Consider the following 26307-nt stretch of genomic DNA (forward strand, 5'->3'; position numbering starts at 1 on the left):
CCCTTAAAAATAACTAATCAGACAAACTAAATCCTGACAAATCTCCAAGATTAATAAGAACGCTATAAGCATCATCAACAATGCTGCCCACACCCATAACAAAAATTACCAAATTATACTTAGGAGCAATATCTTTTGTAAAAAAATCCTCATTTATATGTTTTAGATCAATTGGTCTTTTCTCTTTGTCTGAAAAATTGGACTTTTTAATAGATTTTGAAAAACCCACATATTCTCCTTTGTTAATATAAGACCTATATATGTTTTTCTTCTCAAGAATAGCAGATGAAGAAGTAATTCCATTTCTCACAATAATGAAAGCCTCACCAGGAACATCCTTTCTTAATTCCCCAAAATTTATTTCAAAGTATAAAGGCAACTTATTATCTACCCACTCTTTATTTAATTTAAAAACAGGTTTACCCGAATAAATAGTAGAACTCAAATTTATTTTATAAAACCCTCTATTGTTAAATTCACTAACATTGTCAAAAACACCCTTTAAGGCCTCAAAATCTTTTTCTACGCTTTTTTGAAAACTACTTATATGATAATTGGCACCTTCCGGATAAAATTTGTAATATATATCAAAACCTCTTAATTTACCAGCTGCTTGATTGGAAAAATAACCCGCTGGTAAAAAAAAAGCTACAGAATCTCTTGAAATTCGATTGTCAACCTTTTCTGGTGAAGGAAATATTAAAATGTTGTCAAGACCACACCCAAAAAACCCCATACAAAATACAAAATATAAGATAAAAAAAATTATAAAACCTCCCCCAAAAAAAATATACAAATTATTTTTGCTTAAGTTCTAAAATTTTATTATTTGCTATATTTATATATAAATTATTCTCATACGGGAACTTAACAATCTCTTCATATACTTTCACAGCAAGATCCTTATCTTTTTCCTCAATCAATATTGCCTTACTCAAAAGAGCTCTTACCTTTAAAAAATCCAAACTAGTACTATTAATAAGATCTTCATAAACTAACAAAGCATCTTCTTTTAATCCCATTTTTTCATAAACTGAAGCTTTATTAAGAAAAGCAATTTCACTTTCAACACCTTTTGCCTTAATAACAATATCCAAATCCCTAATAGCCTCATCATACTGTGCTTGGCTTTGAAAATAAACAGCTCTGGCCAAATAAAACCTTGAAATAAAATAAGATGAAATTTCTTTTTCCTTTGCAATAAGTTCCTTTATCCTAAGAAATATTTTTTCTCTCTCTTTGGTATCATTTTCTTTTAAATAATCATTTAAATCTTTTTCAAGATTTTCTACTATTTCTCCGCCACTCTTTACATAATCTTTACCTAAAGAATTATAAAAAACAACAATAACAGATATAAGCATAAAAATAATAGCAACAAAGAAAAATAAAAGCTTATTTTTAGCCATTATTCATCCCTCTTTAGTAAATTCTCAAATGGCTTATAAGATTCCTCATCATTGCCCTTAAATAAATAAGAAGAAATCTCTTCTCTTGATCTTTGATTTTCATACTCCCTATAAGAAAGCAGCACTGATTTGTCTTTAGAGTCAATGCTTGTTATTACCACTTTAAGTTTGTCTCCAACATTTAATTTTTCGAAAGTTTCTAAACTAGATTCTTTTGTATCCCCTAATTGAATTTTACTAATAAATCCCATTATTTTATTATAAACTCTTACCTGAAAGCCTTTTGATTTTTTCTCTACAATCTCAACCTCAATAGCATCGCCTTTTTTATAGCTTTTAGAAAAATCTTCCCAAGGACTTTCTTCTAGCTGTTTAATTCCTAATCTAACATTTCTCTTTCGTCTGTCAACTTCAAGCACTTTGCCATTAACTAAATCACCTATCTTGAAATATTCTTCAGGATCAATCTCTTCAAGCCAAGAAATATCAAATTTGCTAACATAAGCATCTATACCCTCTTCAATATTCACAAAGGCACCCGCTTTTGTAATATTAGTAACAATTCCTTGAACAACTCTCCCAATAGGATATTTCTCAGTTAATCTCTCCCAAGGATTCTCATTGATCTGTTTAATACCTAGGGATATTTTTTGATTTTCTTTATCTATCTCTAAAACCTTAACTTCTACAATCTGGCCAAGTTTTATTAATTCTTGAGGGCTTTTTATTACTCTTATCCAAGAAAAATTACTTATATGCAAAAATCCTGACAATTCGCTGTCAAGCTCAATAACAGCCCCAAAAGGCAAAATTTTTACAACTTTCCCTTTTACAATGCTATCAATTTTATATTTAACATCTACAGAATCCCAAGGATTTGCTTTTAAAGCCTTAAGGGACAATTCCATTTTGCCTGTTTGTGGATTTATCTTAATAATTTTCAACTTTAACTTATCACCAACTCTAACAAAATCTTCAATATTTTCAACTTGATTAAAGGCAATATTTCTTTTATGCAAAATTCCTGTAACAAAATTCTTAATTTTTACAATAGCACCATATTCCGTAATACGCTCAACAACACCATCAACAATATCTTCTTCATTGTAAGAACTTACTAGCTCTATTCTCTTGGCAAGATCTCTTTCTTTTTCTAAAGTACGCCTATCAAGAATAAGTCTCAAACCGTCCGCTTCGCTTGCTTCAAGGATATAAAATTCAACAACAGAACCTCTTTTTAATTTCTCATCCTTAGACTTAGAGCTTAAATAAAAAGGCATAAAGCCAGAAACATTTTCATTAATTTGAATCTTATAGCCATTTGGAAGTTCAACCAACACTTTGCCTTTAATTACTTTTTTATTTTGAATATATTCATATACTTTATCTTGAAAATTTAAAGAATCAAGCTTTTCAACGCTTAAAATAAGACCTAATTCTCCGCCCATTCTTACAACAATTGCTTCAAGTTTATCACCAATTTTGGGAACATTTTCAAATTCTTCAATCTTGATAAAGCCTTCCGATTTATAACCAATATCTACTAGAACATAATCCTTCATAATATTAACAACCGTCCCAGAAACACGACTTCCAAGTTCTACTCTTTCAAGTACTTTCAAATAATTTTCTTGTAAATCTTTTTGATTTTCCATTCTCACCTCTCTCTTACTTTTTTCAAATTAAACTTTTTTATTATAATATTACACACATCGTCTAATCCTTTGTAGCTTGTATCAAGGTAAAAAACCCCTTTTGATAATTTTAACTTACCATATTGTTTTTTCTTGTCAACATCATCTCTTCTTTTAAGAGTACGCTCTAATTCTTCTAAAGTCTCATTCCCATTTCTTTGCTTATATCGTCTCAAAGCTCTAACTTTAACAGAAGCATCAAGATATATTTTAAATTCAGATTCTGGAAAAACTACAGTAGTAATATCTCTACCTTCTATTATATAATTATCGTCGCTAAATTTAACAACCTCTTTCAATTTTTTATTCACAATGTTTCTTATTCCAACATAAGAAGAATAAAAAGAAACTTGAAAATCAATCTTATCATTTAAAATTTGATTTTCAACATTCTCTCCATTAAGCAAAAAGGTGGAATTATTAAAACTTATATCATTCTCAAGAATCAAATCTAAAAGATTATTCTCACTAATAAAATCGCTACTACTCATAAGAGATCTTTGAGCAATTAAAGTTATTATCCTATAAAGATGTCCAGAACTGATAAATTTATAGTTAAGCCTTACACCAAGCTCTCTTGCAATTGAACTTTTTCCTGATGCTGAAGGTCCATCAATTGCTATTATCATTTAATTTCTCCAGCTTGGATTTCAAACTATTTATCTTAGACAAAGGAACAATTTTTACTTGACCTTCCTTTAAACTATCTAAATTAATATTGCCAATTCTAATTCTATGAATTTTTTTTAAAAAAATATTTTTGCTCAAAAACACTTTTCTTATTTCCCTATTTTTTCCTTCGTCTAAAATCAATCTAGCAGAATTTTTATTTAAAATTTCATAAGATTTTAATTTAAAAAATTCTTTTTTTACCTTTATACCCGATTTAAAAGAAATAAGCAAATTTTCATCAATATCTTTTTTTGACTCAATAATATATTCTCTTTCAACTTTTTGCCTTGGGTGAATAATATCATTTGCAAATTTACCATCATTGGTGAATAATAAAAGCCCAGAGCTTTTAAAATCAAGCCTACCAATTGAAAACACACGCTCTTTAAATAAAGGTTGAACTAAAGCTATTGCTAACTTTCTTCCATTAGCATCAAAATTGGAACATAAATAATTTTTAGGCTTGTTAAGAGCTAGATAAATTCTATTATTACTTTGAAAATCTTTAAAAACAAAAATCTGTTTTTTATAAATTATTCTGTCTCCTAAAGCTACTTTATCTCCAAGCTTAGCAATAGCGTTATTAACTCTTACAAGCTTCTTTTTTATCAACTCCTCGCAAAATCTTCTTGAACCTACTCCCTTTGCAGCTAAAAAAACGTGAACTCTGGGGGTTTTAAGTGCAATCATTAATTTTACAACCTCGATACAACACTAATTTATGATTCAAATATCCTAAATTTACAATATTAAGCATTTTGAACTCAAGAGATACTAAAAAATAAGAAAATCTCTCAAAAGAATAATTATCGGCATTTAAATCTAAAAGAGAATCAAAAATGACACTACTCTCTTTATTTAAAATAGAAATAATTTTCATCTTTTTTTCAAAAATTTTCAATTCATATTTATTGCAAACAAATTTAAATTTTTTATCACACAAAAAATTTTTATTAATAACTTTTTTCATCAATGCGTTAGACTTTCTCTTCAAATTTTTCTTTTTATTATTATCATTAGCAATAATATTAATATTTTTAACAAAATTATCACTACCGCCAGAAATAAACTTTTCAATCATTTTTGAGTCATAAAATTTAAAATTCTTTGTTTGACTTAATTGTAATTTTTCATTTTCTCTATTTTTGCCATAACATATTAATCTTTGCATAACTTTTCGATCAGCTTTATCTTTGTAGTCAAGCTTCAGTGGAAATAAAATTTGAGTTTTCCAATAAAACAAATTATTAGCAAGATAAAAAAAATCGATCAATCCCCTAATGCTTATATTAAGGTCGCCTGAAACAGCTATAAATTGTTCAATTATTTGATTTAAACTCAAAGTCCTCAGAATATGTCTATTCATACTAACATATTCAAAAAAAAGCTCTATTCCGCCTTTAAAATTATCAAGACTGATAGAGTAACTATCCAATTCAGACATTTGAATTGTCCATATTACTCAGATTCATCTTCTTTAAATTCAATGAAATTATCATCCTTTTGATAAAAATTATTAAAAATTATTTCTCTAAGCCTTTTATCCAAATCATTTGCAAGTGCTACTTCTTTACTAAGATACTCAATAACACTCTCTCTTCCTTGTCCCAACTTATTATCTCCTAATGAATACCAAGAACCTGCTTTTTGTATTAAATTATGCTTAATAGCGGCATCTAAAATACCAGCTTCTCTTGAAATACCTTTCCCAAAATAAATTATCAATTCTACTTTGCGAAAAGGTGGAGCAACCTTATTCTTCACAATCTTAACTCTAATCTTATTGCCAACAACATCATCACTTGAGCCTGATCTGGTTACTTGTTCGATCTTTCGAACCTCAAGCCTAAGAGATGCATAAAACTTTAAAGCATTCCCACCAGTAGTAGTCTCTGGATTGCCAAACATAACGCCAATCCTCATCCTTACTTGATTAATAAACATAATGCAAGTGTTGGATTTAGAAAGTATGCCAGTAATCTTTCTAAGAGCCTTGCTCATTAGTCTTGCTTGAAGGCCAATCTGAGAATCCCCCATTTCTCCATCTATCTCCAATTTAGGGGTTAAAGCTGCTACAGAATCAACTACAATCAAATCAACACCACCACTTCTGATTAAATGCTCGGCAATCTCAAGAGCCTGCTCTCCGGTATCAGGCTGACTAAGCCAAAGTTCTGCAACATTAACTCCCAAAGCTTTTGCATAAACAGGATCAAGAGCATGTTCAGCATCAATAAAAGCAGCTATTCCACCCTCTTTTTGCACCTCAGCAATCGCTTGAAGAGTCAAAGTGGTTTTGCCAGACGACTCGGGGCCAAAAATTTCTATTATGCGCCCCCTAGGATATCCACCAATGCCAAGAGCCTCATCTAATACAATAGATCCACTTGACATACTCTTTATACCTTTTCCGACAGGAGATTCTCCCATCTTAATAAGACTTCCCCTTCCAAAAGCTTTTTCTATTTGAACTCTTGCAAGCTCAACAGCTTCCTCTTTATTTGCTCTTTCTATATCAACAACAGCTTTTTCCCTTTTTTCTTTTAACTTTGACATTCTTAAATTTTTCCTAGCTAAATTTTATGGGTTCTATTTTCTTTACAAAATATCTAAAATCAGTATTATTTATAACAAAATTAAGACTATCACCTTCTTTAGAATCAAGTAAATTTTCTCCAAAAGGCGATTTATATGAAATAATGCCTTCATCGGGGTTTGATTCCCAAGGCCCAAGTATTAAATAAGATTCATCTTGACCTGTAGCTTCATTTAAAATAATAACCTTGGTCCCAAAACCAACAACGGAGCTTTGAAGATCCTTAGTATCTATAACTTTTGCATTCTCTATTTCCAACATTAAGGAGTTTAATCTTTTTGTCAAAAACTGTTGTTTTTCCTTAGCAGAATGATATTCAGCATTTTCTTTTAAATCACCAAGCTCACGAGCTTTTCCAATTTCTTTTGAGTTTTCTGGAATTTCAACTTCCTTTAAATGTTTAAGCTCTTTTTGCTTTTTGTTCAAAGAACTTAATATGGTTAAAAATCCAATTTCCATTCTCTCGCCTGCAAGCTGCATCTTTTCATCTTCAAACTCAACCGAATCAAATAATTGTCTTATTATAGATTTAATCTCTAAAAGATCCTTTGGGGGGAAATCTTTTACATAAAAACAAGTCATATAAACTCTTTTTGCAAGTTCTTCATCTCTTGTAACTTCTAAAACCGATTTAAGATATCCATCTTTAACTAAAAGATTAATTACCATTTTATAAATTCTTTTACTTGCAACAGAATTATTTTTATTATTAATTTTAATAACACTATCTGTTAAAATTTTAATCAAATTAGACAAAAGATCTGAATCTGAATAACTCAGTTCTATAGAATAAGTTTTACAGTGCTTCAAAATCCAAATATAAGCATCCTTATAGATCTTATAATTTTTTATAACATAATTAAATAATTTTTCCACTTCTCTGGGATCTTCTTTGTAAAGTGATTCAACCAATCTCTTATTAACAGAATGAGGAAAAAGTTCTTTGTAATACAAAATCCAATTGCTAAGTTCTTTTTTAATTAAAACAACCAATTCTTTTTTTATTTCTGCATTCAAAATTGAATCAAAAAGATCCACTATTCCTTTTGAATAATCCTTTAAAAGAGATTCTAAATTAACATCTTTTTCTATATTAACTTTTGATGATAATTCTTCCGAAGAATTACCTAAAGATTTAAGAATAACATAAGAACTTATAACATGATGATCCACCTTTGTAAAATTGTTAACATAGATTAAAAAATAGTTAAGCATCTCTTCTTCAATATGCAAATCCTTAATAATTCCTTTAACATTACAATAGTTCATAAATATCTCGTATCTTTTATAAAAATCTTTCTCAATCTTAAATTTATCATACATTTTTTCATTCAAATTGGAAGATCTCTCATTATATATATAACAATCAAGCTTGCCAGAATCCATAACAAAATGGGGATTATCCTTTAAAATTTGCTTTGCCTTCAAGCTCCATGAATTCCACGAACTTTGAGTCATCAAGCTTGGCACTAACTCTTTTTTTATTCCCTTTAAATCAATAGCTTTATAGCTTTTTATAATAACCTTTATAGCCCACTCAATATCTTTTTTTACCCTATCTGCAAGTTCCTCTTTAGGCGTTACAGCCTTTAATACTCTAATATCTTCTCTGTCAAGAGGAGACAAAGCCGACATAGCCATATCAAACCCAATAAAATGACCTCTTTTAGAAACAAAATCAACCATAATGCCGTTATCATTTACATCCCTTACTATTCCAACAGACCAAGTCTGATGATAAACAAAATTACCCTTTGCAAAAAACAAATATTTTTCAAAGTCTGAATATACATCAATAAAATTTTTATCTAAATTTTCAATATCAGACTTTACGAGATAATCCTCAATATTTTTAACATCTTTATATCTTTCTCTTAAAAATTTAACTAAATTTTCTCTTGCCTTATGATTTTTGTTATCAAGCTTTAAAATACCTTTTAAAATTTCTATTGTCTCATCAACATTATCAGTCAAAGAATAATAATCAAATAAATCCTCATAAAGAACTATAGCCTTTTTAAATCCAAGATCTTTTTCAATTTTTTGCAAAATAAGCAAAAAAGAATCAAAATCATCTGAAACATAATGAATAAGCTTAGCCCATACTTCTCTGATTCCTGACATTTGTTTTTTATCAATAAAACGATAAATAGCTTTTCTAAAATAGAAAATTGATTTTTGCAAATCAATAGTTTCATAATAAGTAGCAAGTTGTCTAACAAACACAGTGTCATCAATATCTGCTTCAACAATTCTAGTCCAAATACTTGGAAGCTTATCATTTTCATTGTTCTGAGCATATATTTTTGCAAGAGTATAAAGAGCGTGCTTATTCTCAGAAATCAAAAGCATTTCGTTGCATATATGCTCAACAAGAGCCCATTTTAAATTTTGAGAAAACAAATCAATAACAGCAAGTAAATTCATATCATTTAAAGGTCGCCTACTATATATAAGCATTCCAGAAATATAAAGACCTGCTATGCTTTTTTTAACGTCCTTTAAATGCCTGCCACAAATATCAAGCACATCCTCTGTTAAGCCTTCATCAATTATATTATCTATCAAATCATCTAATTCTTTTATTTTGGCAAGAGAATAATTATTAACAACTATTCTTGTCCACTTATCTTCTTGTAAAATACTATCTAATTTCTCTATGGTAGTAACATTAGACATCAAACTCTCCTAATATCGATTTTTTAGCATCAAGCAACTAATTTACATACTGTTGATAAATACCTAGGTCTATTTCTTTTATGTATAACAAAATCTCATCAATACGTGCTCTATCTTCTTTTATCCTTACATAATGATCAATAAGCCAAAAATATTTATTAATAAGCCTTGGAAGCAATATGCTCTCATTTATTGATCTATAAGACTTTTCTTTAAGTTCATTGCGCAAACTGTAAACAGACTGCTTTAGCTGTCCAAGCTCTATAGGCCTTAACTCTCTTTTAATATTAAAAACACCATTAAGAGAGCCATAAACAGGAATCCATTCTTTTATAAGATCATCTGAAATATTTCTGTCAGACTTAATAAGATCTATTAATCTTAAAATCATATCAGACTCAAGAGAATATATATCTATCTTTTGAGGATTAATAAAAAAAGCCTCTCTGAATAAGACTTTAGCCTCTTTAATTTCATCAACCAACGCATAAGAATCAGCAAGCTCTGCAACAACATCTGAGTTATCTTTAAAATCCCCTAATATTTGCAAAAAAACATTAATTGCTCTCTCATAATTTCCCATGCCTTTATAAGACTTAGCAATTTTTATTAAAAGGTCCAAATTTTCTGGATGCATTTTGTATATATTTTTATATATATAAAGACAGGTCTGAAACACAAAATATTTTATAGAATTGCGACCTTGCAAAAAATTACAACCCATCTTTTTCAAATATCGTCCTGCAAAATTATTCCACTCTCGTATTAAAAATTCTGCCTTTTCATAATCTTGCCCTATTCTATCAAGACTTTCAACTTGACCATTCCAATACACAGAACTTTTCAAAGCTGTTAGAATTTCAATATTATCAAAATCAAGAGAATGAGCCTCTTCGGATTTTACTAAAGCTTCTTTGAAATTGCCTTTTCTAAAATCTAAATAAATCTCTTTAATCAATTCAACGATTCTTTCTGATGACACATCCCCACCATTTTAAACAATATATACAAACCCCCGTTACACTTTATTTAATTATATCATTTATCAATTTTTAGTCAAACAAGAAATTAGGGCAAAATAACAATATTTCATTTATTATTCTTTTAAAATAAAATCTTATATTATAATATTAAAAAGAAAATTGTGGGGTCAAATTCTAGCTATATGGAACCTAATAAAATTATCAATAAGTCTATTTATTACTATAATTCAAAAAAATATTCACAGGCAATAAAACTCCTAGAAAAAGAAATTTTTTTATTCAAAAATTACTATTTGTATCACTACGTCTTAGGAATGTCTTATCTTCGTATTGGAAACCTTGGCAATGCTCAAACATATCTTAAAAAAGCTTACACTTTAAATCCAAGCGAACCAAATATAAAACAAGCTATTGCTATACTTTTAGTAAGTCAAGGCAAGGAAGAAAAAGCTATTCAGATATGGCTTAAAATGATAGAAGAAAATCAAGAAGTAGATAGATCAGAGCTGTCTCTTGAAATTATTCGAAAAAATCCCCTCAAAGGTTCTGCTTTTTTAAAAAATAACAACCTATATGAAAAATTATTCCCAGCAATTAAAGCAATACCCGATAAAAATTCAACAAAGTTAATCATAATAATTATCATAGGGGGAATTGTATTTATTTCAATGTTAGCAATCTATTTTATTTTTTATGAACAAAAAACAACAAAAACCGCAAATCTAAAAGCAGAAATAAACAAAAATTTAAATAATATTGCTGCTTACATTGATGACATTAAAATAAATAACAAAGAAAAAATAAAAAATGAAGAAGGTCAATTCATATTAATACTAACCAGCGACGAAATTAAAAATTCTTTCGAAAAAATCAAAATTTACTTAAAAAAGGGAAAAGATAATTTTGCAAGAGTAGAAATAAATAAAATATTAAATTCAAATGCATCAGAATCAATAAAACTAAAAGCCAAAAATCTTGCAAGTTTTATCTCAAGACCAGATTTCATTAGCTTTAATGAACATCTAAACCTAAAAGATATTAAAAAAGATCCATCAATATATTCAAACGTATATGTAAAATGGGAAGGAGTAGTAAATAATATCGAAAAAAAAGATAACATAATTCAATTTGATTTTTACGTAGGATACAACAAAAATGTACTCTCAGGAATTATTCCAACAAAAACAACCTTTGATATTGATATTGATTTTAAAGACAATGTTGAAATACTTGGACAAATAGAATACAAAAAGAACAAACTTACCTTAAATGCAATAACAATTAGAAAAATAGATAAAAATGTAAATTGACCCTAATATCTTTGCTAAAATTTTAAAAAATAATTAACATTTAAGACTAAAAAGGGGTACACAATAACTTTTCATTACATTTGATAAGATCGATTGATTCTTCAAAAGAAAGCAGTAACTCTTCTTTTTTTGTTAAATCTCTTACTTTCATTTTATTTTCTTTATATTCTTCTTGACCAACAAAAATTAAAAATCTTATTTCTTTGCTTAAAGCATATTCTATTTGCTCTTTAATATTTTTACCATTTTTATTTTTAAAATAGACTTCACAAGAAATATTTTTGACCTTAGAATAATCATGATTTCTAAACCTAGTAGCAAGTTCATAATAATAATTTTGCAAAGCACTGTCTAAATTTACAATCAAAACTTTAGATCTAGCCTTAGTGACAAATATTTTAATATAACTAAACTTTTCAAGATCAATTATATCCTTTATTCTATCAACACCAAAAGATCCGCCAACTCCTGAAATTTTTTGAATAGAGCTTGAGAACGAAGAAACCAAATTGTCATACCTTCCCCCACTACAAACACTACCCATATTGCTACCAAACACCTCAGATTCAAAAACAATCCCCGTATAATAATCAAGCCCACGCGATATTTTAAGATTTAAGTTAAAAGAATCTTGAATTTTTAACAAACTAAGATGCCGGAAAACATCTTCTACTCTCTTGACAGACTCATTATCGCCTAAAATACTTTTTAAAGCTTGTATTTTATCTTTAAAAGTGCCTTGCAAGCTCACTAAACTTAAGATTGAATCTACTGCTTCTTTTTCAATCTCAAGAAGCAGCGCTTCTTTAACCTTATCAATTCCTATTTTGTCTATTTTGTCAATATTCCTTAAAATAAAAATAGATTTTTCTTTAAGTCCTAATTTTTCAAAAAAAGAATTCAATATACCAAGATGGGAATAATGAATAATAAATTTTTTATTAATACCTTCGATAAAATTTAAAAAAATCTCTTCAAGTCCATAATATACAACAGAAAGAATCTCAGCATCGCCCCTAAAACTATCTTCTCCGACTATATCAAAATCGAATTGCATAAACTCTCTATATCTACCTTTCTGAGAATTCTCTCCTCTGAAAACTTTTCCAAATTGAGAACGTCTGAAAGGAAATTTTAAAGCAGAAATATTTGTAGCAACAAATCTGGCAAAAGGCACGGTTAAATCAAATCGCATAGAAACATCTCTTCCCCCATTATCTTTAAACCTATAAATTTGCTTTTCGGTCTCCTCCCCACCCTTTTTCAAAAGCAAATCTGAATATTCAAGAACTGGAGTATCTATTAAGTCAAAATTATAAGAATTAAGAACGCTAAATATCTGCCTAACAATATGAATTCGAATCAAAGAATCCTTCGGTAAATAATCTTTAAAGCCTTTTAAAGTTTTAATGTCCATTATATTATACCCTCTGCTATATAGTAATTTACTTTTTCAGAATATAATAACATATAATAATATAGATGCAAAAAAAAATGAATAATTTTTTATTTCATATAGTCATAAAATAATTTAAGAGGTCCAAAATTCATGACCAAAAGAATACTTAATAACAAGTATCGAATAAAAACAATATTAACAATATTCTTTGGCATAACTTTGCTAACTATTTACAAATATTTCACACTAATGGCTTTCAATAACAGCCCAGACAACATAATACCTTTAAAGTCAAATGATATTGCCAAAAGAGGGGCAATTTACGATAGAAATGGCAAACCAATAGCATTCTCTTCAAAGTCTTACTCAATCGGAACAAATCCTCAAAAAATAGAAAATATTGTAAGCACATCTGAAACTCTTGGCGCAATACTCCAAATTGACTCAAGAATTTTAAAGGAAAAGCTTTCTTCCAACAGAGGGTTTTTATATATAAAAAGAAAAATAAAAAGAGAAGAATCGGATTTAATAAAAAGAATCCAAGCTGAAGGCAGACTTTCCAACATTGCTTTATACCCTGATTATACAAGAATTTATCCCTTTAGGCACATCACAAGCAATATTACTGGCTTTGTAGGGACAGATAATCTTGGCCTTGAGGGTATTGAATTTTCTCTAAATAGCATATTAGGAAAAGATAAAACCAAACAACAATTTTTAAATCAAGAGTTAGAAACAAACAACATCTACTTAACAATAGACATGGATATACAACAAGGCGTTAGCAAAATAGCTAAAAAATACTTTAAAGAAAATAATCCTGAAAGTTTAATTACTTTGGTAATGAATTCCCAAAATGGAGAAATATTGTCCATGGTTCAATTTCCTCAATATGATGCAAACTTTTATTCTGAATATCCTGAAGAAATACGGAAAAATCTTTCTTCATCTCTCACCTATGAACCTGGGAGCATTAATAAAATTTTTACAGTTGCAATAATATTAGAAAGTGGAAAATTACGTTTAGAAGAAAAATTTTTAGACAATGGAATATATCAAAAACAATTTCCATCAGGAGAAAAAATTACAATCAAAACATTAAATCCTCCCTATAAATATATCGACTCTACAGAGATTTTAATCTATTCATCAAATGTTGGAATAGCTTACATTACTGAAAAAGTTAGCAATGAATACTTTTACAAAAAACTTTTAGATTTTGGATTTGGGGAAAAAATTGGGTTTCCATTCCCCGGAGAAACAAAAGGACTTTTAAATCATTATTCAAAATGGTCAGGACGAAGCAAAGCTACAATTGGATTTGGACAAGAAATAGGAGTGTCAGCGGTTCAAATACTACAAGCTGCAAGCATATTAGGCAATAATGGAATAATGTTGAAACCTAAAATAATAAAAAAAATAAACAACGATAAAGGAGAAAATATTAAAGAATTTGATAAAGAAGAACTAAGAAGAGTAATATCCAAAAGTTCAGCACAAAAAGTTTTAAAAATGATGAGAGAGGTTGTAAATAAAGGTGGAATTCCAAATCTTAAAATTAAAAATCTTGACATTTCTGCAAAAAGCGGAACATCTCAGGCTATTGATAGAAAAACGGGCAAATATTCAGAAGAAGACTATACCTCCTCTATATTGGCAATATACCCCACAGAACAACCAAAATATATTATTTATATTGTATATAGATACCCAAAAAAAATAATATACGGAACAAGAATAGCAGCTCCAATGGCAAAAGAAATAATAGAATTTATTGAACACCAACAAAATACAATAGCATATAAAAAAATTAAAATGCCATCCAAAATCAAGATTCCTAAAACTGAAATTAATTATAAAAATAAAACATACTTGCCAAATTTTATCAACCTTTCCAAAAGAGAAGCAATAGACATACTAAAATACTATAAAAATACTATGAAAATAAAAATAAATGGAGACGGATTTGTTTACAAGCAAAGCATATCCCCCAATACAAAACTAGAAGATATAGCAGAGCTTGAACTGTATTTAAAATAATTGGGTTAATTAAATAAATAAATTTTTAATTTCATTTTTATAAAAATTTAAAATATAGCTTCGCTTAATGTCCATTTTAATCGACATTTCTTTACCAACTTCAAATGGTTTTTCTAAAAGAGTAAACTTCAATATCTGCTCAAAAGGCTTAAATCCATTAGTTTTATTGATTAATTTTTTTATTTCATCATTTATGGCCTTAAGAACAATATTGTTTGCAATAATTTGACGTCTATTATTAGCATCAAAAATTTTTTGCCCAACACTTTCTAAATATTTATTTATTTCTTCAAAATTTGGAAGAATAAGAGCGCCTAAGAATTTTTGATCTTGGCCTACAACAACCGCTTTTTCTATTAATGCTGATTCTTCAAGCTTAATCTCAATTGGAGCAGGCTCAACATTCTCTCCATTATTCAAAACAATTGTATCTTTTTCTCGACCAATAATTTGAACAACATTATCCTTAGATAATTTTGCAATATCGCCTGTGTTTAAAAACCCATCAGAACCAATAATCCTATAAGTTGCTTCTTTATCCTTGTAATATCCAAGCATTACTTGGGGCCCTTTTACAAACAAAATTCCCTTTCCAGGCTTTTTAAGTTTATTCCCATCGACATCCCTAATCTCAGCAACAGTTCCAGGCAAAATTTTACCACAAGTCCCAATAATCACTTTTTTATGCTTATTAGAAGCCACTCCGGGTGAAGTTTCTGTCAATCCATAAGCATTAGCAAGCTCAATGCCAATTGAATTAAAAAATCTAGCAGCAGACAACGGCATGCTCCCGCCACCAGTAATCCCAACAACAAAATTATTGCCCAAGATCTTATTTATTTTATTAAAAATTAAAATATTCCCCAAAGCTTTAAAAGGGAATAAACAGATTAATCCAAATATTCCCAAAATTTTCTTTATAGGGAAAAATAAACTAAACCCGTTGTCCGGATAAAGCCCCATTACCACTCTATAGCAAATATCACTAAGAAATGCCAATTTTACAAAAAAATGAAAAATCATTCTAGAAATAAACGGTTTTTTAGAAACTTCTTTGTAAATATTTTGCCTTATTGCAATCCAAAGCCTAGGAACAGCTGCAATATAATGGGGATTAATATTTTTAATGTCATCAAGCATTGCTCTTGGAACAATGGTAGAAAACAAACAAACCATACCCTTGAGGAAAATGTTGTAAGAGAAAGACCTTTGAAAGGAATGCCAAATTGGCAAAATACACATAAATATTTGTCCCACCTGCGTATCAACCATTAAACTAAAACTAGAAACTTGATAAAGAAGGTTAGTATGGCTGAGCATTACCCCCTTTGGATGACCTGTTGTTCCAGAGGTATATATTATTGTTGCCATATCATTAGAATCAACTTTATTTGCAATCTCAATAATTTCTAAATCTTTTCTTAAGTTGTCTCCTAATAAAATACAATCGCTATAAGTATAAATCTCAAAATCATTATATTTCAACCTATCTTCTTGGCTTAAATTTTCAATAATAATAAATATTGGCTTTGCTGTAAATTTAATTTGAACAAACATGTCAAGAAGATTTAAATTTTCTAAAATAACTACACTTGGAAGAACGGAGTTAAAAATAATTTCAGCTTCAAAAAGAGTAACATCAGAACCCTTTGGAATATCAACGGCACCTAAAGATAAAATTGCAAAATCTATCACGGTCCACTCGGCCCTATTCTCAGAGCAAATAAATATTTTATCTTGATGCTTAACATTGATTGACTTTAAAAAGGAAGCAAGCTTTAAAACATTGTTTTTTAAGTCGCCATAAGTAACATGGGCATATCCATTGCTAACTTTATATATTTGAGCAATTTTATCTTTTTGCTGATCAGCCACTTCAAAGAATGCCTTTGCTATTGACATATAATCCTCCTTTTAACAAAGTTAACATGGTTTATTATATCATTATTAACCATAAATTCATAAAGATTATTTATAAAGACTCATACTGTAAAAAACATACAGAAAGCCAATGAAAATAAAAGCCTAAAAAATCAAAACAAATTAAAAAAGTATTTAATAAAAAATAATTAAAAATCTAAAATTAAAACAATCAAGCACTCTTTCTAAGAAATCTCCTTATTTTTTATTCATAAATACAAGAAATATAATTTTCATAGTCTTTAAAATAATATTTTAATATTTATCCATTTAAAAGAAAATGTCCACAAACCTATCAACACGAATTTAGTCGTTTCTCTACAATATTTAAGTTTTTTTGAAATATTACCACCTTCCAGTTCTCTATTAAAAACTTCAAAAAAACCATTAACTACTTCTTTGTTACCCAAAACAGCAAATAAAATTTTAACATTAAGAATTAATTTTTCAAAACAAAAAAATTAATCCCTTCTGTGGGGTAAGAACGATTCAAATCATCTACAATATCCTTTAATCGATCAACAATAGATTGATTGGATGTATAAATAATCAAAATAAAATTTTCTTCAGGCCAAACACCATTGCCATGTTTTTCCCCCTTCTTGCCTTTTCCATAAACATTTTCTATCTTAGAATAATATATAGGCTCTCCTAACTCTTGCTCTATTTTTTCTATACATTCAAAAACATCAAGCTCTAAAGATAAGTTAGAAACTATTTCAATCCTATATCTATAAAATTTAGTCATATCATTCTCCATCTTCTTCAAATAAATTATCATAACTACTTTTAGCTGAATTATTAATTTTGAATGATTTTTCAACATCTACATTGGACGTCACTCTTTTTAACCTAGCTTTAAAACTTGAAACAATGTTGGAAAAAATTTCAAAAAGCATGGGAATAAAAAACAAAGTAAGAAATGTGCTGGCTGTCATTCCGCCAATAAAAGTGAATGCAATTGGCTTTAAAAGTTCATTTCCACTTCCACTAGAAAATGCCATTGGAATAAGCCCTATTATTGAAGTCAAAGAAGACATTAAAACCGGCCTAAGCCTTGAACGACAAGATTCAACAATTGCTTCTCTTAAGCCAAATCCCCTCTTGATCAATAAACCAGTATAGTCTACAAGAACAATTCCCGTATTTACCACAACACCAACAAGCATAAGCATACCAATTGCAGCAAAAATAGAAAGTTTTTCTCCTGCAAGAAAATGTATAAGAACAACCCCTATTGCTGTTAAAGGAATTGTAAAAATAATAATAAAGGGTTTTAAAAAAGATTCAAATTGAGAAGCCATAATGCCAAACACAACAATAATAGCCATCATAATGATTATTTTAAACTGATTCATAATATTTGAAAATTCATTATATTCTCCCTCAACCTTAAGCACTATGCCTTCTTTATGAGGCACTTTATTATTAATAAAATCTACAACTTTTGCAGTTACTTGGGTTAAATTATCATTTGGAGAAATACCTGCATTAAGATAAACAGTTAAAGCTTGATTTTCTCTATAAATAGATTCAGCTTTATTAGTTTTTTCAAAGGTAGCTATTGATGAAAAAGGAATTTTAACCCCAGATGAATTTGTAATAAATATTTTTTCTAAATCTTTTAAATTTTTAACATCCATTCTATCAAGCTTAAGAACAATATCATAATTAAGTCCATTTTCTACATATTGCCCAGCAACAACACCATTAATATTGGCCTTTAACTCATTTAAAATGGTATTCATGTCAATGCCATAATTATAAGCTAAAGCTCTGTCTATCTCAACGCCAATTTGGAGTTGAAAATCACTTATACTAAGTCTTGGATTTACAAGTTCAGGAATTTCCTTTTTTAACATGGAAACTAAAATTTTTCCATAATCTTTTATATACTCGAAATCATTGGCCGAAATTTTAATTTTAATAGAATCTCCACCGCCTAAAGCACCGCCACTGGAAGGTTCAATATTAAACTCAGGATAAAGATTCCCAATACGATTCATAATTTTATATTTAATAGCATCGTAATCTATGCTTTGGGTTAACTTATCTCTTGATTCTTCCTTAAGAGGAAACAATACATTGAAAATTATTCTATCAGCATGTAAAGTGGCAATAATGCTTTTATATCCCTTAGACTCACTTTTTACAATTTCTAAAAATCTATTAGAATAAAATTTTGCATATTCTAAATTAGTTTTATGGGGAAAATTTAAATTAATAGTAATTGAGTTTTCTTTGCCTCTAGCAAAAGTTGTCACATCCAACAATAATCCTAAAAGCAAACTACCAATAAAACTAAAAAAAACAATTAACCCAAAAATCAATTTGTGATTTAAAACTATATTTAATAAATTGATATATAAAAATTCTAAAAAATAATAAATACTCGCAAAAAAAGCATCGATTTTCCTAATAAAAGCATTCTTAATATTTTTTTGAAAACTTGTGTACAAACCGACATAATGGCTTGCTAAAACAGGAACCAAAAAAATCGCAACTAAAAGAGAAACCCCCAAGGAAATAACAATCGTAAATGAAAAATCTTTAAAAAAATCTCCATATACTCCAAGTTCTGATTTGAAAATAAGAAATGGCCCAAAAACACAAATAGAAGTAAAAGTTGAGGATGTAATAGGTAGCATCATTTCTTGGGCTCCAAGAATGGAAGATGAAATAAGCTTTGCTCCTTTTTGTCTATATTTGTATATGTTGTCTATTACAACAATTGAACAGTCAACAACCATTCCAATTCCAAGTGCAAGGCCTGCAAGACTCATAATATTAAGGGAAATATTTACAAAATACATTAAACAAAAGGTCAAAACAATTGCTATTGGAATAGAAATTCCAATAATTATTGTGGCCCTAAAGCTTCTTAAAAAGAAGAAAATAACAAATATTGCAAGTATGGCCCCAAAATAGGCTGAATTTACAACTGTTGAAATGGATGCTTTAATAAAATTAGTACTATCAGAAGCAATTTCTAATCTCATATCTTTAGGCATAGATAATTTCAATTTTTCTATTTCACTCATAACAACATTAGAAACGGCAATAGAATTGGCATCACTACGTTTTTGAACCGACAAAGAAATTGAAGGCAATCCATTATACTCAACATATTCTGACAAATCTTCAAAATCCGTTTTAATATTAGCAATATCTTTAAGTTTTATTTCAATAGGAGATGAATTTATGCCAGAAGAAATGTCGGGCATCTTATAAGCTATGACCACATTGCTTATCTCTTCAATTGATTTAAATTTTCCAGAAACTTCAACCAAATATTCCAAGTTATTTTCCAATATATTACCGGCTGAAAGTTCCAAATTTTGAGATGCTATAATTGAAGATATTCTTGATAAAGAAAGCCCATAAGACTCCAATCTGTTTTGAGAAACTTCAATTAAAACGCGCTTTTTACTTCCACCATTAACAGTAACAACTGCAACTCCATCAAGCCTTTCAAGCCCAGGTTTAATGATCTCATCAGCATATCTTTTAAGCTCAGAAACTGGCCTTACAGAATTAATAACAATTTCCATTACAGGAATATTTTTAAGATTGTATCTAAAAATTCTAGGTGTTTGTGATTTACTGGGCAGTAAAGACTTTACCAATTCAAGAGCATCTCGAATTTCATTTAAAACTAAATCTAAATCGGTTCCATGATAAAATTCAAGCGAAACGGTGCTACTTTCTTTAGAAGAAATGCTATATATATTTTTCAAATTCTTTACCGAACTCAAGCCACTCTCAAGAACTCTAGAAACACTCTCTTCAACTTCTTTAGGAGAAGCACCAGGATAAACAGTATGAATACTTATTTGGGGAATATCAATTCCTGGTAAAAGATCTACTTTTAATCTTGAAAAAGTATATAAACTTATCATTATTAACAATGAAAATAAAATCAACATTGTTATTGGCTTGCTAACTATTCTCTTTACCAACATAACACATCCCCCAATAAATTAAATATTGCTTTCAGCTGAAAGACCCTCTTTGGTATCTACCAAATTTATTAGAGTTCCATTAGAAAGAGCAGACATACCTTCTACTACAATTAAATCACCCTCTTCAACCTCGCCCGAAAGAGCTACAATGTTATCTATTTCAAAAAGCGTCTTAATGGGTAACATTTGAACACTTTTACTCTCTAAATCAAGCTTAAATACAAATGTCTTGCCCTCTCTCTCAACAACAGACTCTCTTGGAATCTTAATTACATTTCTAAAACGTTTAGTAATAAGTTTGATTTTAGAAAACATACCAATAATCAGTTTATCTAAATTGCTACCAATAGGCGTAAGATACACTTCGATAGTCCGACTTTTAGAATCTAAAATAGGAGATATTTCTGAAACTTTGGCCCTAAACTTTTCATTAGGATAAGCTCCAACCTCAATAATAGCATCATTTCCAACTTTAATATTTGAAATGTATTTCTCAGAAACATAAGTTAAAATTTGCTTTGTATCTATCCTTCCCACCACTGCTATGTTAGACTGAGGATTAACTGTTTCACCAATTTTTTTTGTAATATTTAAAATATATCCTGAGATTGGCGCTCTTACAGGACTTTTCAAGTATACAGAACCGGGCCTTGAAGGATCAAGAGTTGCAACTATTTGTCCCTTTTGAACATAAACTCCAAGTTTTATTCTCAAAGAAGTTATTTTGCCCACAGCGTCTGGAAAAATGCCTGCTTTAACTTTTGTATCTACATCTCCATTTAAAGACAAATAATCACTCAAGATTCCCTTTTTAACCTTCATAGCAATTACTGGGAATCTATAAGGATCTTCTTTCTCCTTATTGGTGTCGCTTAGCTTGTTCTTGCTCGAACAAGCAGCTAAGACTAAGAATAAAACTAAAAAATAATTTTTTAAATAAAAGTTAATATTAAAAATCAAATTCATCAAAATACCTCTCAGTCTAATGAATTTATTAAATTTTTATATTCAAGTATAGAATTGGCATAATTTAATTTATCTTCAATGAACTTCAAATCACTCTGCTTATAAGCAAATTCAATATCATTTAATTTAGAAAGATCCATGACCCCGGAGTTAAAAGCATTAAATGCCATTTGATAATTTTTATTCGCCAATTCTACATTAATTTTAGAAGCATCAAGAATCGCTTTATATCTTCTAATATCCTTTCTTTTTTGCACAATATTAGATTTTAAATTCCTAATTTTACCTTCAACATTGTTTTGTAGTATTTTTAGCTGATAGTTGTTATCTTGTATTTTTGTAAAACTCTTTGAAAATGGAAACATTTCAGTTAACCCATAATTTAAACTAAAGGATGCTAAAAATCCAGTTGAAAAACCTTTAGAACTTTCATGAAATGATTTATAAGGAGAGTAAGAAAATGACAAAGAAAGGCTTGGTAAATAAGTATCCAGCCAAAGCGAACCAATAAGCTGTTCTGTCATTTTTAATCGTATATTCAAATCCTTAATCTCTAATGATTCATTAAAATTTAATTCCTCATTAAATAAAGAAAAATCTATCGTCTCATCTGGCAACTCTCCAATAATTTCAAAATCTTGATCCGGATCTAATCCTATTAATAATTTGAAAATTTCTTTTGATTTTTCAAAATTAATAATCTGACCATCCAAATCTGGTTGAGATTTTTTATACTTAAGCTGCGCATCAAGAAAATCTATTTCTGATATTAATCCATTATTATAGGCAATTCTAGCTTGTTCAAATTTAAGTTTGCTATTTTGTATTTGGCTCTCAAAAACTTTTAAAGTGCCCTTTAAAGCTATCAATTGATTGTAAGACTTAAGAACATTTAGCTTAATATTGCGAACAGCGCTTTCTTTTGCTATTTTTGCACTTTCATACTCCAACATAACCAGTTGCATTCTCTTTAAAACAGAAGGAGACAAAGAAAGATTAATCCCAACTCCAAACCCAAAACCCCAATAATCTCTCTCAAGATCACTCAAAGCAGAAGAATTTCTACTAAGTGTAGAGCTAAGGTTAACATTTGGAACAAAAACATTCCACGCATTATTTTTATAAAGTTTTTTTATATTTTCTTTGTACAGAGCATTTTCTGAATCTAAGCTATTTTCTAAGGCCATATTTACAGCTTGTTTGGGTGATATTTGAATAATTTCAGCAAAAGAAAAAGAGACGGTCATAAAAATTAAAAAAAATTTTTTAATTTGAAGCCCCCTTTATAATAAAAATCAAAACTTTAAAGTTATAAAACTTAATTAATATTTTTAATTCATTTGATTAATTATTATAATATAATACAATTCCAAGTATGAACATTTTCAAAATTTTATTTATCTTAAATTATACTCTCATTTTTTTAATAAAAATTTACCAAAATACTTTATCTAAAATATTTGGGCTACAATGCATATACAAACCTACTTGCTCAAAATATTCAATTGAATGCCTTAAAAAATATAACTTTTTAACGGCCTTAATATTAATGACATTGAGAATAATAAGATGTAACGCATTATTTAAAGGAGGAAACGATTTTATTCCTAAATACACCCCTATTTCAAAATCTTTAAAAGAATTTAAAAAAAGATTAATCAAATAAAGTCTTATATTTTTCTGGAACCCACGTCTTTACAACTTCTTTATTCTTTTCAACAAATTCAACTGCATTGCGATACTCTTTGCCTGGTTCTTTATCGTTTCTATCCATTAAAGGCAATATTAAATCATCACTCCAATAAAAATGATCAAAAACATAATATGCATCAAAATCATCATTTTCAAGACCAAGCCTAACAAGAGTGTGCACGCTCTCAATCCCTCCCATAATTAAATCAGGATCATCAAGAAATTTAATATCATACCTAGAAAAAGCCCAATGGGGCTTCCACAAAGGAACTAAAATCCACTCGTTTCTCTTTATTGAAGAATCTAAACTTGCAAGCATAACACTCTCGCTTGAAGGAACTAGCTCATATTCTTTACTTAATCCATAATAATCAAGCGCTTGTTCTGTAACAATTTGAGTCCCCGCACCAGCATCTATGCCAATCATTTTGTTTTTAAACTTAGCGCCTTTACCCTTAAGCTCACTAATGCTAGAAATTGGAACATAACTTGGCACCACAAAACCCTGAATGGTTCCTTCATAATTTGCACCAAGATCAACAAACTTTGTTTTCAGCTTTTCGTAATAAAATTTATCGGCTGTAGGAACCCAAGAAGATACAGTGCCATCTACCTTCCCAGATGCTAAGTATTGATACATTATAGATGTAGTAACTGAAAATATTTCTGCATTATAACCCATTTTTTCAAAAACAACCTTCAATACATTTGTAGCTGCTGTTTCTCCACCCCAATTCACATATCCAATTTTTACCGATTTCAAATTCTTTGAACTCTTTTTTTCATCACAAGACAAAAAAGTAAGAAAAATACAAAAGATAATAAACAATTTATTCATAAAAAATCTCCATTTCATCAAGCAATCTCCAAAACTCAATAAACAATTTAGGCATAAAACAATCTCCATTTATTTATTATATATTTCTAAAAATCTTTTAAATTTATTTTCTCTCTTTCCACTATAATGATCTGTATTTAAATAGCTAAATTTAATAAAAATAGACTGCATAATCCTATCTAAAATAATAGCTATAATAACAACTGCTAATCCAGATATTAAACCCTCACCAAAATTTAATCTTTCTATAGAGTAAATTACAGTCCTGCCCAAACCAGAAGATCCAACCATTGCAGCAATTACTATCATAGATATCGCCATCATTATTGACTGATTAATACCTTCAATTATACTCTGAAGAGAAAGAGGAAGCTGAACTTGAAAAAGAATGCGCAAATTACTACTACCAAAGGACTTGGCTGCCTCTATTACTTCATCTGAAACTTGAACAATCCCCAGTCTTGTATATCTAATAACAGGAGGCATAGCAAAAACTATTGTAGCAAAAATAGCAGAGGCTGTACCCATTCCAAAAAAAGGAATAGCGGGAATCAAGTAAATAAAAGGGGGCATGGCTTGCATTAAATCTAAAATGGGTTTTAAAAAAACATAAAACTTTGGGAAATATCCCCCCAAAATACCTATAGGAATTCCCAAAATAACAGAAACTAATACAGAGACAAATATAATAGCTATTGTATCCATTGAAGCTTCCCAAAGATTAAAATACAAAATAAAAAAGAATCCGGGTAAAATTAAAAATATTAATCTCTTTTTTAAGAAAACAAAACTTAGCAAACATACAGTCAAAATAAAAATAAGTGGATTAACAAAAAGAAATAAATTTTTCAAATTTTCATATAAAAAAATTATACTTTTAGAAAAACCTACCCCATCAGAAATTGAAAAATTATCAACCAAAAAATCAAAAAAATTATCTATTTTTAATATAAAAAAATCTTTATTCATAAATTCCTATCTTGATAATAAATCAGAGATTTCATTTAAACTAACATAGCCAACAATAGTTCCCTTTTCTTTTATTATTAAATAATCTTGCTTATTCAAATATTCAACAATTTTTTTTATCTCATCATTTAGATCTAAATTTAAAGATATAAGATTATCATACCTTTTATTAAGAACTTTGTCGTATAAACTGAAATTTTCACCTTGACATTTTATAATAACATTTAAGCCATTATCACTACCAGAGTTTAAATCAAAATCATCTTTTAAAATATCTTTTATTTTTAAAATATTTAAAACAGGTAAATTTTTAATAAAATCAGATATAAAATCTGTACTAGGATTAGCTAAAATTTCTAAAGGTTTGCCAACTTGAATGATTTTTCCATCTCTCATAAAAGCAATTCTATGTCCCAATTTAAAAGCTTCAATTAAATCGTGAGTAATAAACACAACTGTTTTTTTAAGTTTAGCTACCAACCTTAAAAGTTCTTCCTGCATTTCTCCTTTAATTAAAGGATCAAGTGCCGAAAAAGCTTCATCCATTAAAAGAATATCTGGATTAACCACTAATGCTCTTGCTATTCCAACTCTTTGCTTCATCCCCCCAGAAAGTTCATTAATATACTTATATTTTGAATCCTCAAGCCCTACAAGATTTAACACCTCAATAGCAAGCTCCTCTCTGATCTTCCTGGAAACATGTTTAACCTCAAGCCCATAAGTAACATTTCTCAATACATTCATATGAGGGAAAAGTCCAAAGTTTTGAAAAACCATTGCAAATTTATCTTTTCTTAAATTAGAAAGATCTTTGCGATTTATAGCATTCATTTCCATATTATTTACCAAAATAGATCCTGAATCTATTTTATAAATACCATTTAAACACCTGACTAAAGTAGACTTGCCACAGCCTGACATACCCATAATAACTAAAATTTCATTTTCATAAACATCAAGATTAATATTGGCATTTGCAATAAAAATAGAAGATTCTTTGTAGATTTGCATTCTATCTTTGCCATCTTCATAGTCTTTTATAGCTTGACTTATCTGCTTTTTGTCAACATAATACGAAAATACTTTATAACAATCTTTGATTTTAACAGCAACCCTACTCAAAGCAAACTCCTCAATAAGCCTGCATTATACTTTATAACACATCATTATAAATT

21 protein-coding genes are annotated in these 26307 nt (G+C 28.8%); 3 read left to right on the plus strand and 18 right to left on the minus strand.

Going from position 1 to position 26307, the window contains the following annotated elements; genetic code table 11:
- Positions 1-13 precede the first annotated feature (13 nt).
- The 9 genes from QIA22_RS01180 to QIA22_RS01220 all read right to left on the minus strand — a co-directional run bounded on the left by QIA22_RS01180 (position 14) and on the right by QIA22_RS01220 (position 10032).
- Entirely contained in the window at positions 14-736 is a 723-nt protein-coding gene (locus tag QIA22_RS01180) for a hypothetical protein (RefSeq protein WP_301611358.1), read from the minus strand.
- Positions 737-797: 61 nt separating this feature from the next.
- A complete protein-coding gene (locus tag QIA22_RS01185) occupies positions 798-1409 on the minus strand; it encodes a tetratricopeptide repeat protein (protein ID WP_301611359.1) in 612 nt (203 codons plus the stop codon).
- Positions 1409-3064 carry a 30S ribosomal protein S1 gene (locus QIA22_RS01190; RefSeq protein WP_301611360.1) on the minus strand — a complete coding sequence of 552 codons (1656 nt, stop codon included), beginning with the start codon at positions 3062-3064 and terminating at the stop codon, positions 1409-1411. The genes QIA22_RS01185 and QIA22_RS01190 overlap by 1 nt, the downstream gene beginning before the upstream one ends.
- A 2-nt stretch (positions 3065-3066) precedes the next feature.
- A complete protein-coding gene (cmk, locus tag QIA22_RS01195; protein WP_301611361.1) occupies positions 3067-3732 on the minus strand; it encodes a (d)CMP kinase in 666 nt (221 codons plus the stop codon).
- Complete coding sequence (locus tag QIA22_RS01200) at positions 3716-4465, minus strand: pseudouridine synthase (RefSeq protein WP_301611363.1); 750 nt, start codon at positions 4463-4465, stop codon at positions 3716-3718. The genes cmk and QIA22_RS01200 overlap by 17 nt, the downstream gene beginning before the upstream one ends.
- The gene (locus QIA22_RS01205) at positions 4452-5219 is read right to left on the minus strand and encodes a hypothetical protein (RefSeq protein ID WP_301611364.1); all 768 of its coding nucleotides are present in this window, start codon (positions 5217-5219) and stop codon (positions 4452-4454) included. Before QIA22_RS01205 ends, QIA22_RS01200 begins: the two co-directional genes overlap by 14 nt.
- Before the next feature lie 14 nt (positions 5220-5233).
- Positions 5234-6331, minus strand: coding sequence for a recombinase RecA (gene recA, locus QIA22_RS01210; RefSeq protein WP_301611366.1), 1098 nt, complete (start codon positions 6329-6331; stop codon positions 5234-5236).
- A 13-nt stretch (positions 6332-6344) separates the two neighbouring features.
- The gene (gene greA, locus QIA22_RS01215) at positions 6345-9050 is read right to left on the minus strand and encodes a transcription elongation factor GreA (RefSeq protein ID WP_301611368.1); all 2706 of its coding nucleotides are present in this window, start codon (positions 9048-9050) and stop codon (positions 6345-6347) included.
- Between the two features lie 37 nt (positions 9051-9087).
- Positions 9088-10032, minus strand: coding sequence for a tetratricopeptide repeat protein (locus QIA22_RS01220; protein WP_002656953.1), 945 nt, complete (start codon positions 10030-10032; stop codon positions 9088-9090).
- A gap of 183 nt (positions 10033-10215) precedes the next feature.
- On the opposite strand from QIA22_RS01220, the gene QIA22_RS01225 reads away from it, so the two are divergent.
- Positions 10216-11343, plus strand: a complete 1128-nt coding sequence (locus QIA22_RS01225) for a tetratricopeptide repeat protein (protein WP_301611377.1) — start codon at positions 10216-10218, stop codon at positions 11341-11343.
- Between the two features lie 46 nt (positions 11344-11389).
- Here QIA22_RS01225 and hisS read toward each other — a convergent pair whose 3' ends face one another.
- Positions 11390-12760: a histidine--tRNA ligase gene (hisS, locus tag QIA22_RS01230; protein WP_301611378.1), complete on the minus strand. Its 1371-nt coding sequence runs from the start codon at positions 12758-12760 to the stop codon at positions 11390-11392.
- A 132-nt stretch (positions 12761-12892) separates the two neighbouring features.
- Between hisS and QIA22_RS01235 the strand changes: the two genes are divergently transcribed.
- Complete coding sequence (locus tag QIA22_RS01235) at positions 12893-14782, plus strand: penicillin-binding protein (protein WP_301611379.1); 1890 nt, start codon at positions 12893-12895, stop codon at positions 14780-14782.
- 9 nt (positions 14783-14791) lie between these two features.
- Here the strand turns inward: QIA22_RS01235 and QIA22_RS01240 are convergent, their stop codons facing one another.
- The 5 genes from QIA22_RS01240 to QIA22_RS01260 all read right to left on the minus strand — a co-directional run bounded on the left by QIA22_RS01240 (position 14792) and on the right by QIA22_RS01260 (position 22877).
- Positions 14792-16684: an AMP-binding protein gene (locus tag QIA22_RS01240; RefSeq protein WP_301611381.1), complete on the minus strand. Its 1893-nt coding sequence runs from the start codon at positions 16682-16684 to the stop codon at positions 14792-14794.
- Positions 16685-17141: 457 nt separating this feature from the next.
- Positions 17142-17450 carry a PG0541 family transporter-associated protein gene (locus tag QIA22_RS01245; RefSeq protein ID WP_301341327.1) on the minus strand — a complete coding sequence of 103 codons (309 nt, stop codon included), beginning with the start codon at positions 17448-17450 and terminating at the stop codon, positions 17142-17144.
- A 1-nt stretch (position 17451) separates the two neighbouring features.
- Positions 17452-20664, minus strand: coding sequence for an efflux RND transporter permease subunit (locus QIA22_RS01250; RefSeq protein ID WP_301611382.1), 3213 nt, complete (start codon positions 20662-20664; stop codon positions 17452-17454).
- An 18-nt stretch (positions 20665-20682) separates the two neighbouring features.
- On the minus strand, positions 20683-21630 hold the full coding sequence (locus QIA22_RS01255) for an efflux RND transporter periplasmic adaptor subunit (RefSeq protein WP_301611383.1): 948 nt from the start codon (positions 21628-21630) through the stop codon (positions 20683-20685).
- Between the two features lie 11 nt (positions 21631-21641).
- Complete coding sequence (locus QIA22_RS01260) at positions 21642-22877, minus strand: TolC family protein (protein WP_301611384.1); 1236 nt, start codon at positions 22875-22877, stop codon at positions 21642-21644.
- A 128-nt stretch (positions 22878-23005) separates the two neighbouring features.
- Here QIA22_RS01260 and yidD point away from each other — a divergent pair, with 128 nt between their 5' ends.
- On the plus strand, positions 23006-23296 hold the full coding sequence (gene yidD / locus QIA22_RS01265; RefSeq protein WP_071891943.1) for a membrane protein insertion efficiency factor YidD: 291 nt from the start codon (positions 23006-23008) through the stop codon (positions 23294-23296).
- Here yidD and QIA22_RS01270 read toward each other — a convergent pair.
- The 3 genes from QIA22_RS01270 to QIA22_RS01280 all read right to left on the minus strand — a co-directional run bounded on the left by QIA22_RS01270 (position 23285) and on the right by QIA22_RS01280 (position 26254).
- Complete coding sequence (locus tag QIA22_RS01270; protein WP_301611385.1) at positions 23285-24160, minus strand: glycine betaine ABC transporter substrate-binding protein; 876 nt, start codon at positions 24158-24160, stop codon at positions 23285-23287. The genes yidD and QIA22_RS01270 overlap by 12 nt on opposite strands.
- 69 nt (positions 24161-24229) lie before the next feature.
- A complete protein-coding gene (locus QIA22_RS01275) occupies positions 24230-25129 on the minus strand; it encodes an ABC transporter permease (protein WP_014023401.1) in 900 nt (299 codons plus the stop codon).
- Between the two features lie 6 nt (positions 25130-25135).
- Positions 25136-26254 (minus strand): ATP-binding cassette domain-containing protein, encoded by a 1119-nt coding sequence (locus QIA22_RS01280; protein WP_301611386.1) that lies wholly within the window; start codon positions 26252-26254, stop codon positions 25136-25138.
- Positions 26255-26307: the final 53 nt, after the last annotated feature.

Source organism: Borreliella kurtenbachii (genome assembly GCF_030437945.2).
In the GTDB taxonomy this organism is placed as follows: Bacteria; Spirochaetota; Spirochaetia; order Borreliales; family Borreliaceae; genus Borreliella; species Borreliella carolinensis.

Bases quoted from the DNA above. Each gene is read 5' to 3' on its own strand.
- QIA22_RS01180 (WP_301611358.1), bottom strand. From the start codon at position 736: ATGGGGTTTTTTGGGTGTGGTCTTGACAACATTTTAATATTTCCTTCA.
- QIA22_RS01185 (WP_301611359.1), bottom strand. From the start codon at position 1,409: ATGGCTAAAAATAAGCTTTTATTTTTCTTTGTTGCTATTATTTTTATG.
- QIA22_RS01190 (WP_301611360.1), bottom strand. From the start codon at position 3,064: ATGGAAAATCAAAAAGATTTACAAGAAAATTATTTGAAAGTACTTGAA.
- cmk (WP_301611361.1), bottom strand. From the start codon at position 3,732: ATGATAATAGCAATTGATGGACCTTCAGCATCAGGAAAAAGTTCAATT.
- QIA22_RS01200 (WP_301611363.1), bottom strand. From the start codon at position 4,465: ATGATTGCACTTAAAACCCCCAGAGTTCACGTTTTTTTAGCTGCAAAG.
- QIA22_RS01205 (WP_301611364.1), bottom strand. From the start codon at position 5,219: ATGTCTGAATTGGATAGTTACTCTATCAGTCTTGATAATTTTAAAGGC.
- recA (WP_301611366.1), bottom strand. From the start codon at position 6,331: ATGTCAAAGTTAAAAGAAAAAAGGGAAAAAGCTGTTGTTGATATAGAA.
- greA (WP_301611368.1), bottom strand. From the start codon at position 9,050: ATGTCTAATGTTACTACCATAGAGAAATTAGATAGTATTTTACAAGAA.
- QIA22_RS01225 (WP_301611377.1), top strand. From the start codon at position 10,216: ATGGAACCTAATAAAATTATCAATAAGTCTATTTATTACTATAATTCA.
- hisS (WP_301611378.1), bottom strand. From the start codon at position 12,760: ATGGACATTAAAACTTTAAAAGGCTTTAAAGATTATTTACCGAAGGAT.
- QIA22_RS01235 (WP_301611379.1), top strand. From the start codon at position 12,893: ATGACCAAAAGAATACTTAATAACAAGTATCGAATAAAAACAATATTA.
- QIA22_RS01240 (WP_301611381.1), bottom strand. From the start codon at position 16,684: ATGTCAATAGCAAAGGCATTCTTTGAAGTGGCTGATCAGCAAAAAGAT.
- QIA22_RS01245 (WP_301341327.1), bottom strand. From the start codon at position 17,450: ATGACTAAATTTTATAGATATAGGATTGAAATAGTTTCTAACTTATCT.
- QIA22_RS01250 (WP_301611382.1), bottom strand. From the start codon at position 20,664: ATGTTGGTAAAGAGAATAGTTAGCAAGCCAATAACAATGTTGATTTTA.
- QIA22_RS01255 (WP_301611383.1), bottom strand. From the start codon at position 21,630: ATGAATTTGATTTTTAATATTAACTTTTATTTAAAAAATTATTTTTTA.
- QIA22_RS01260 (WP_301611384.1), bottom strand. From the start codon at position 22,877: ATGACCGTCTCTTTTTCTTTTGCTGAAATTATTCAAATATCACCCAAA.
- yidD (WP_071891943.1), top strand. From the start codon at position 23,006: ATGAACATTTTCAAAATTTTATTTATCTTAAATTATACTCTCATTTTT.
- QIA22_RS01270 (WP_301611385.1), bottom strand. From the start codon at position 24,160: ATGAATAAATTGTTTATTATCTTTTGTATTTTTCTTACTTTTTTGTCT.
- QIA22_RS01275 (WP_014023401.1), bottom strand. From the start codon at position 25,129: ATGAATAAAGATTTTTTTATATTAAAAATAGATAATTTTTTTGATTTT.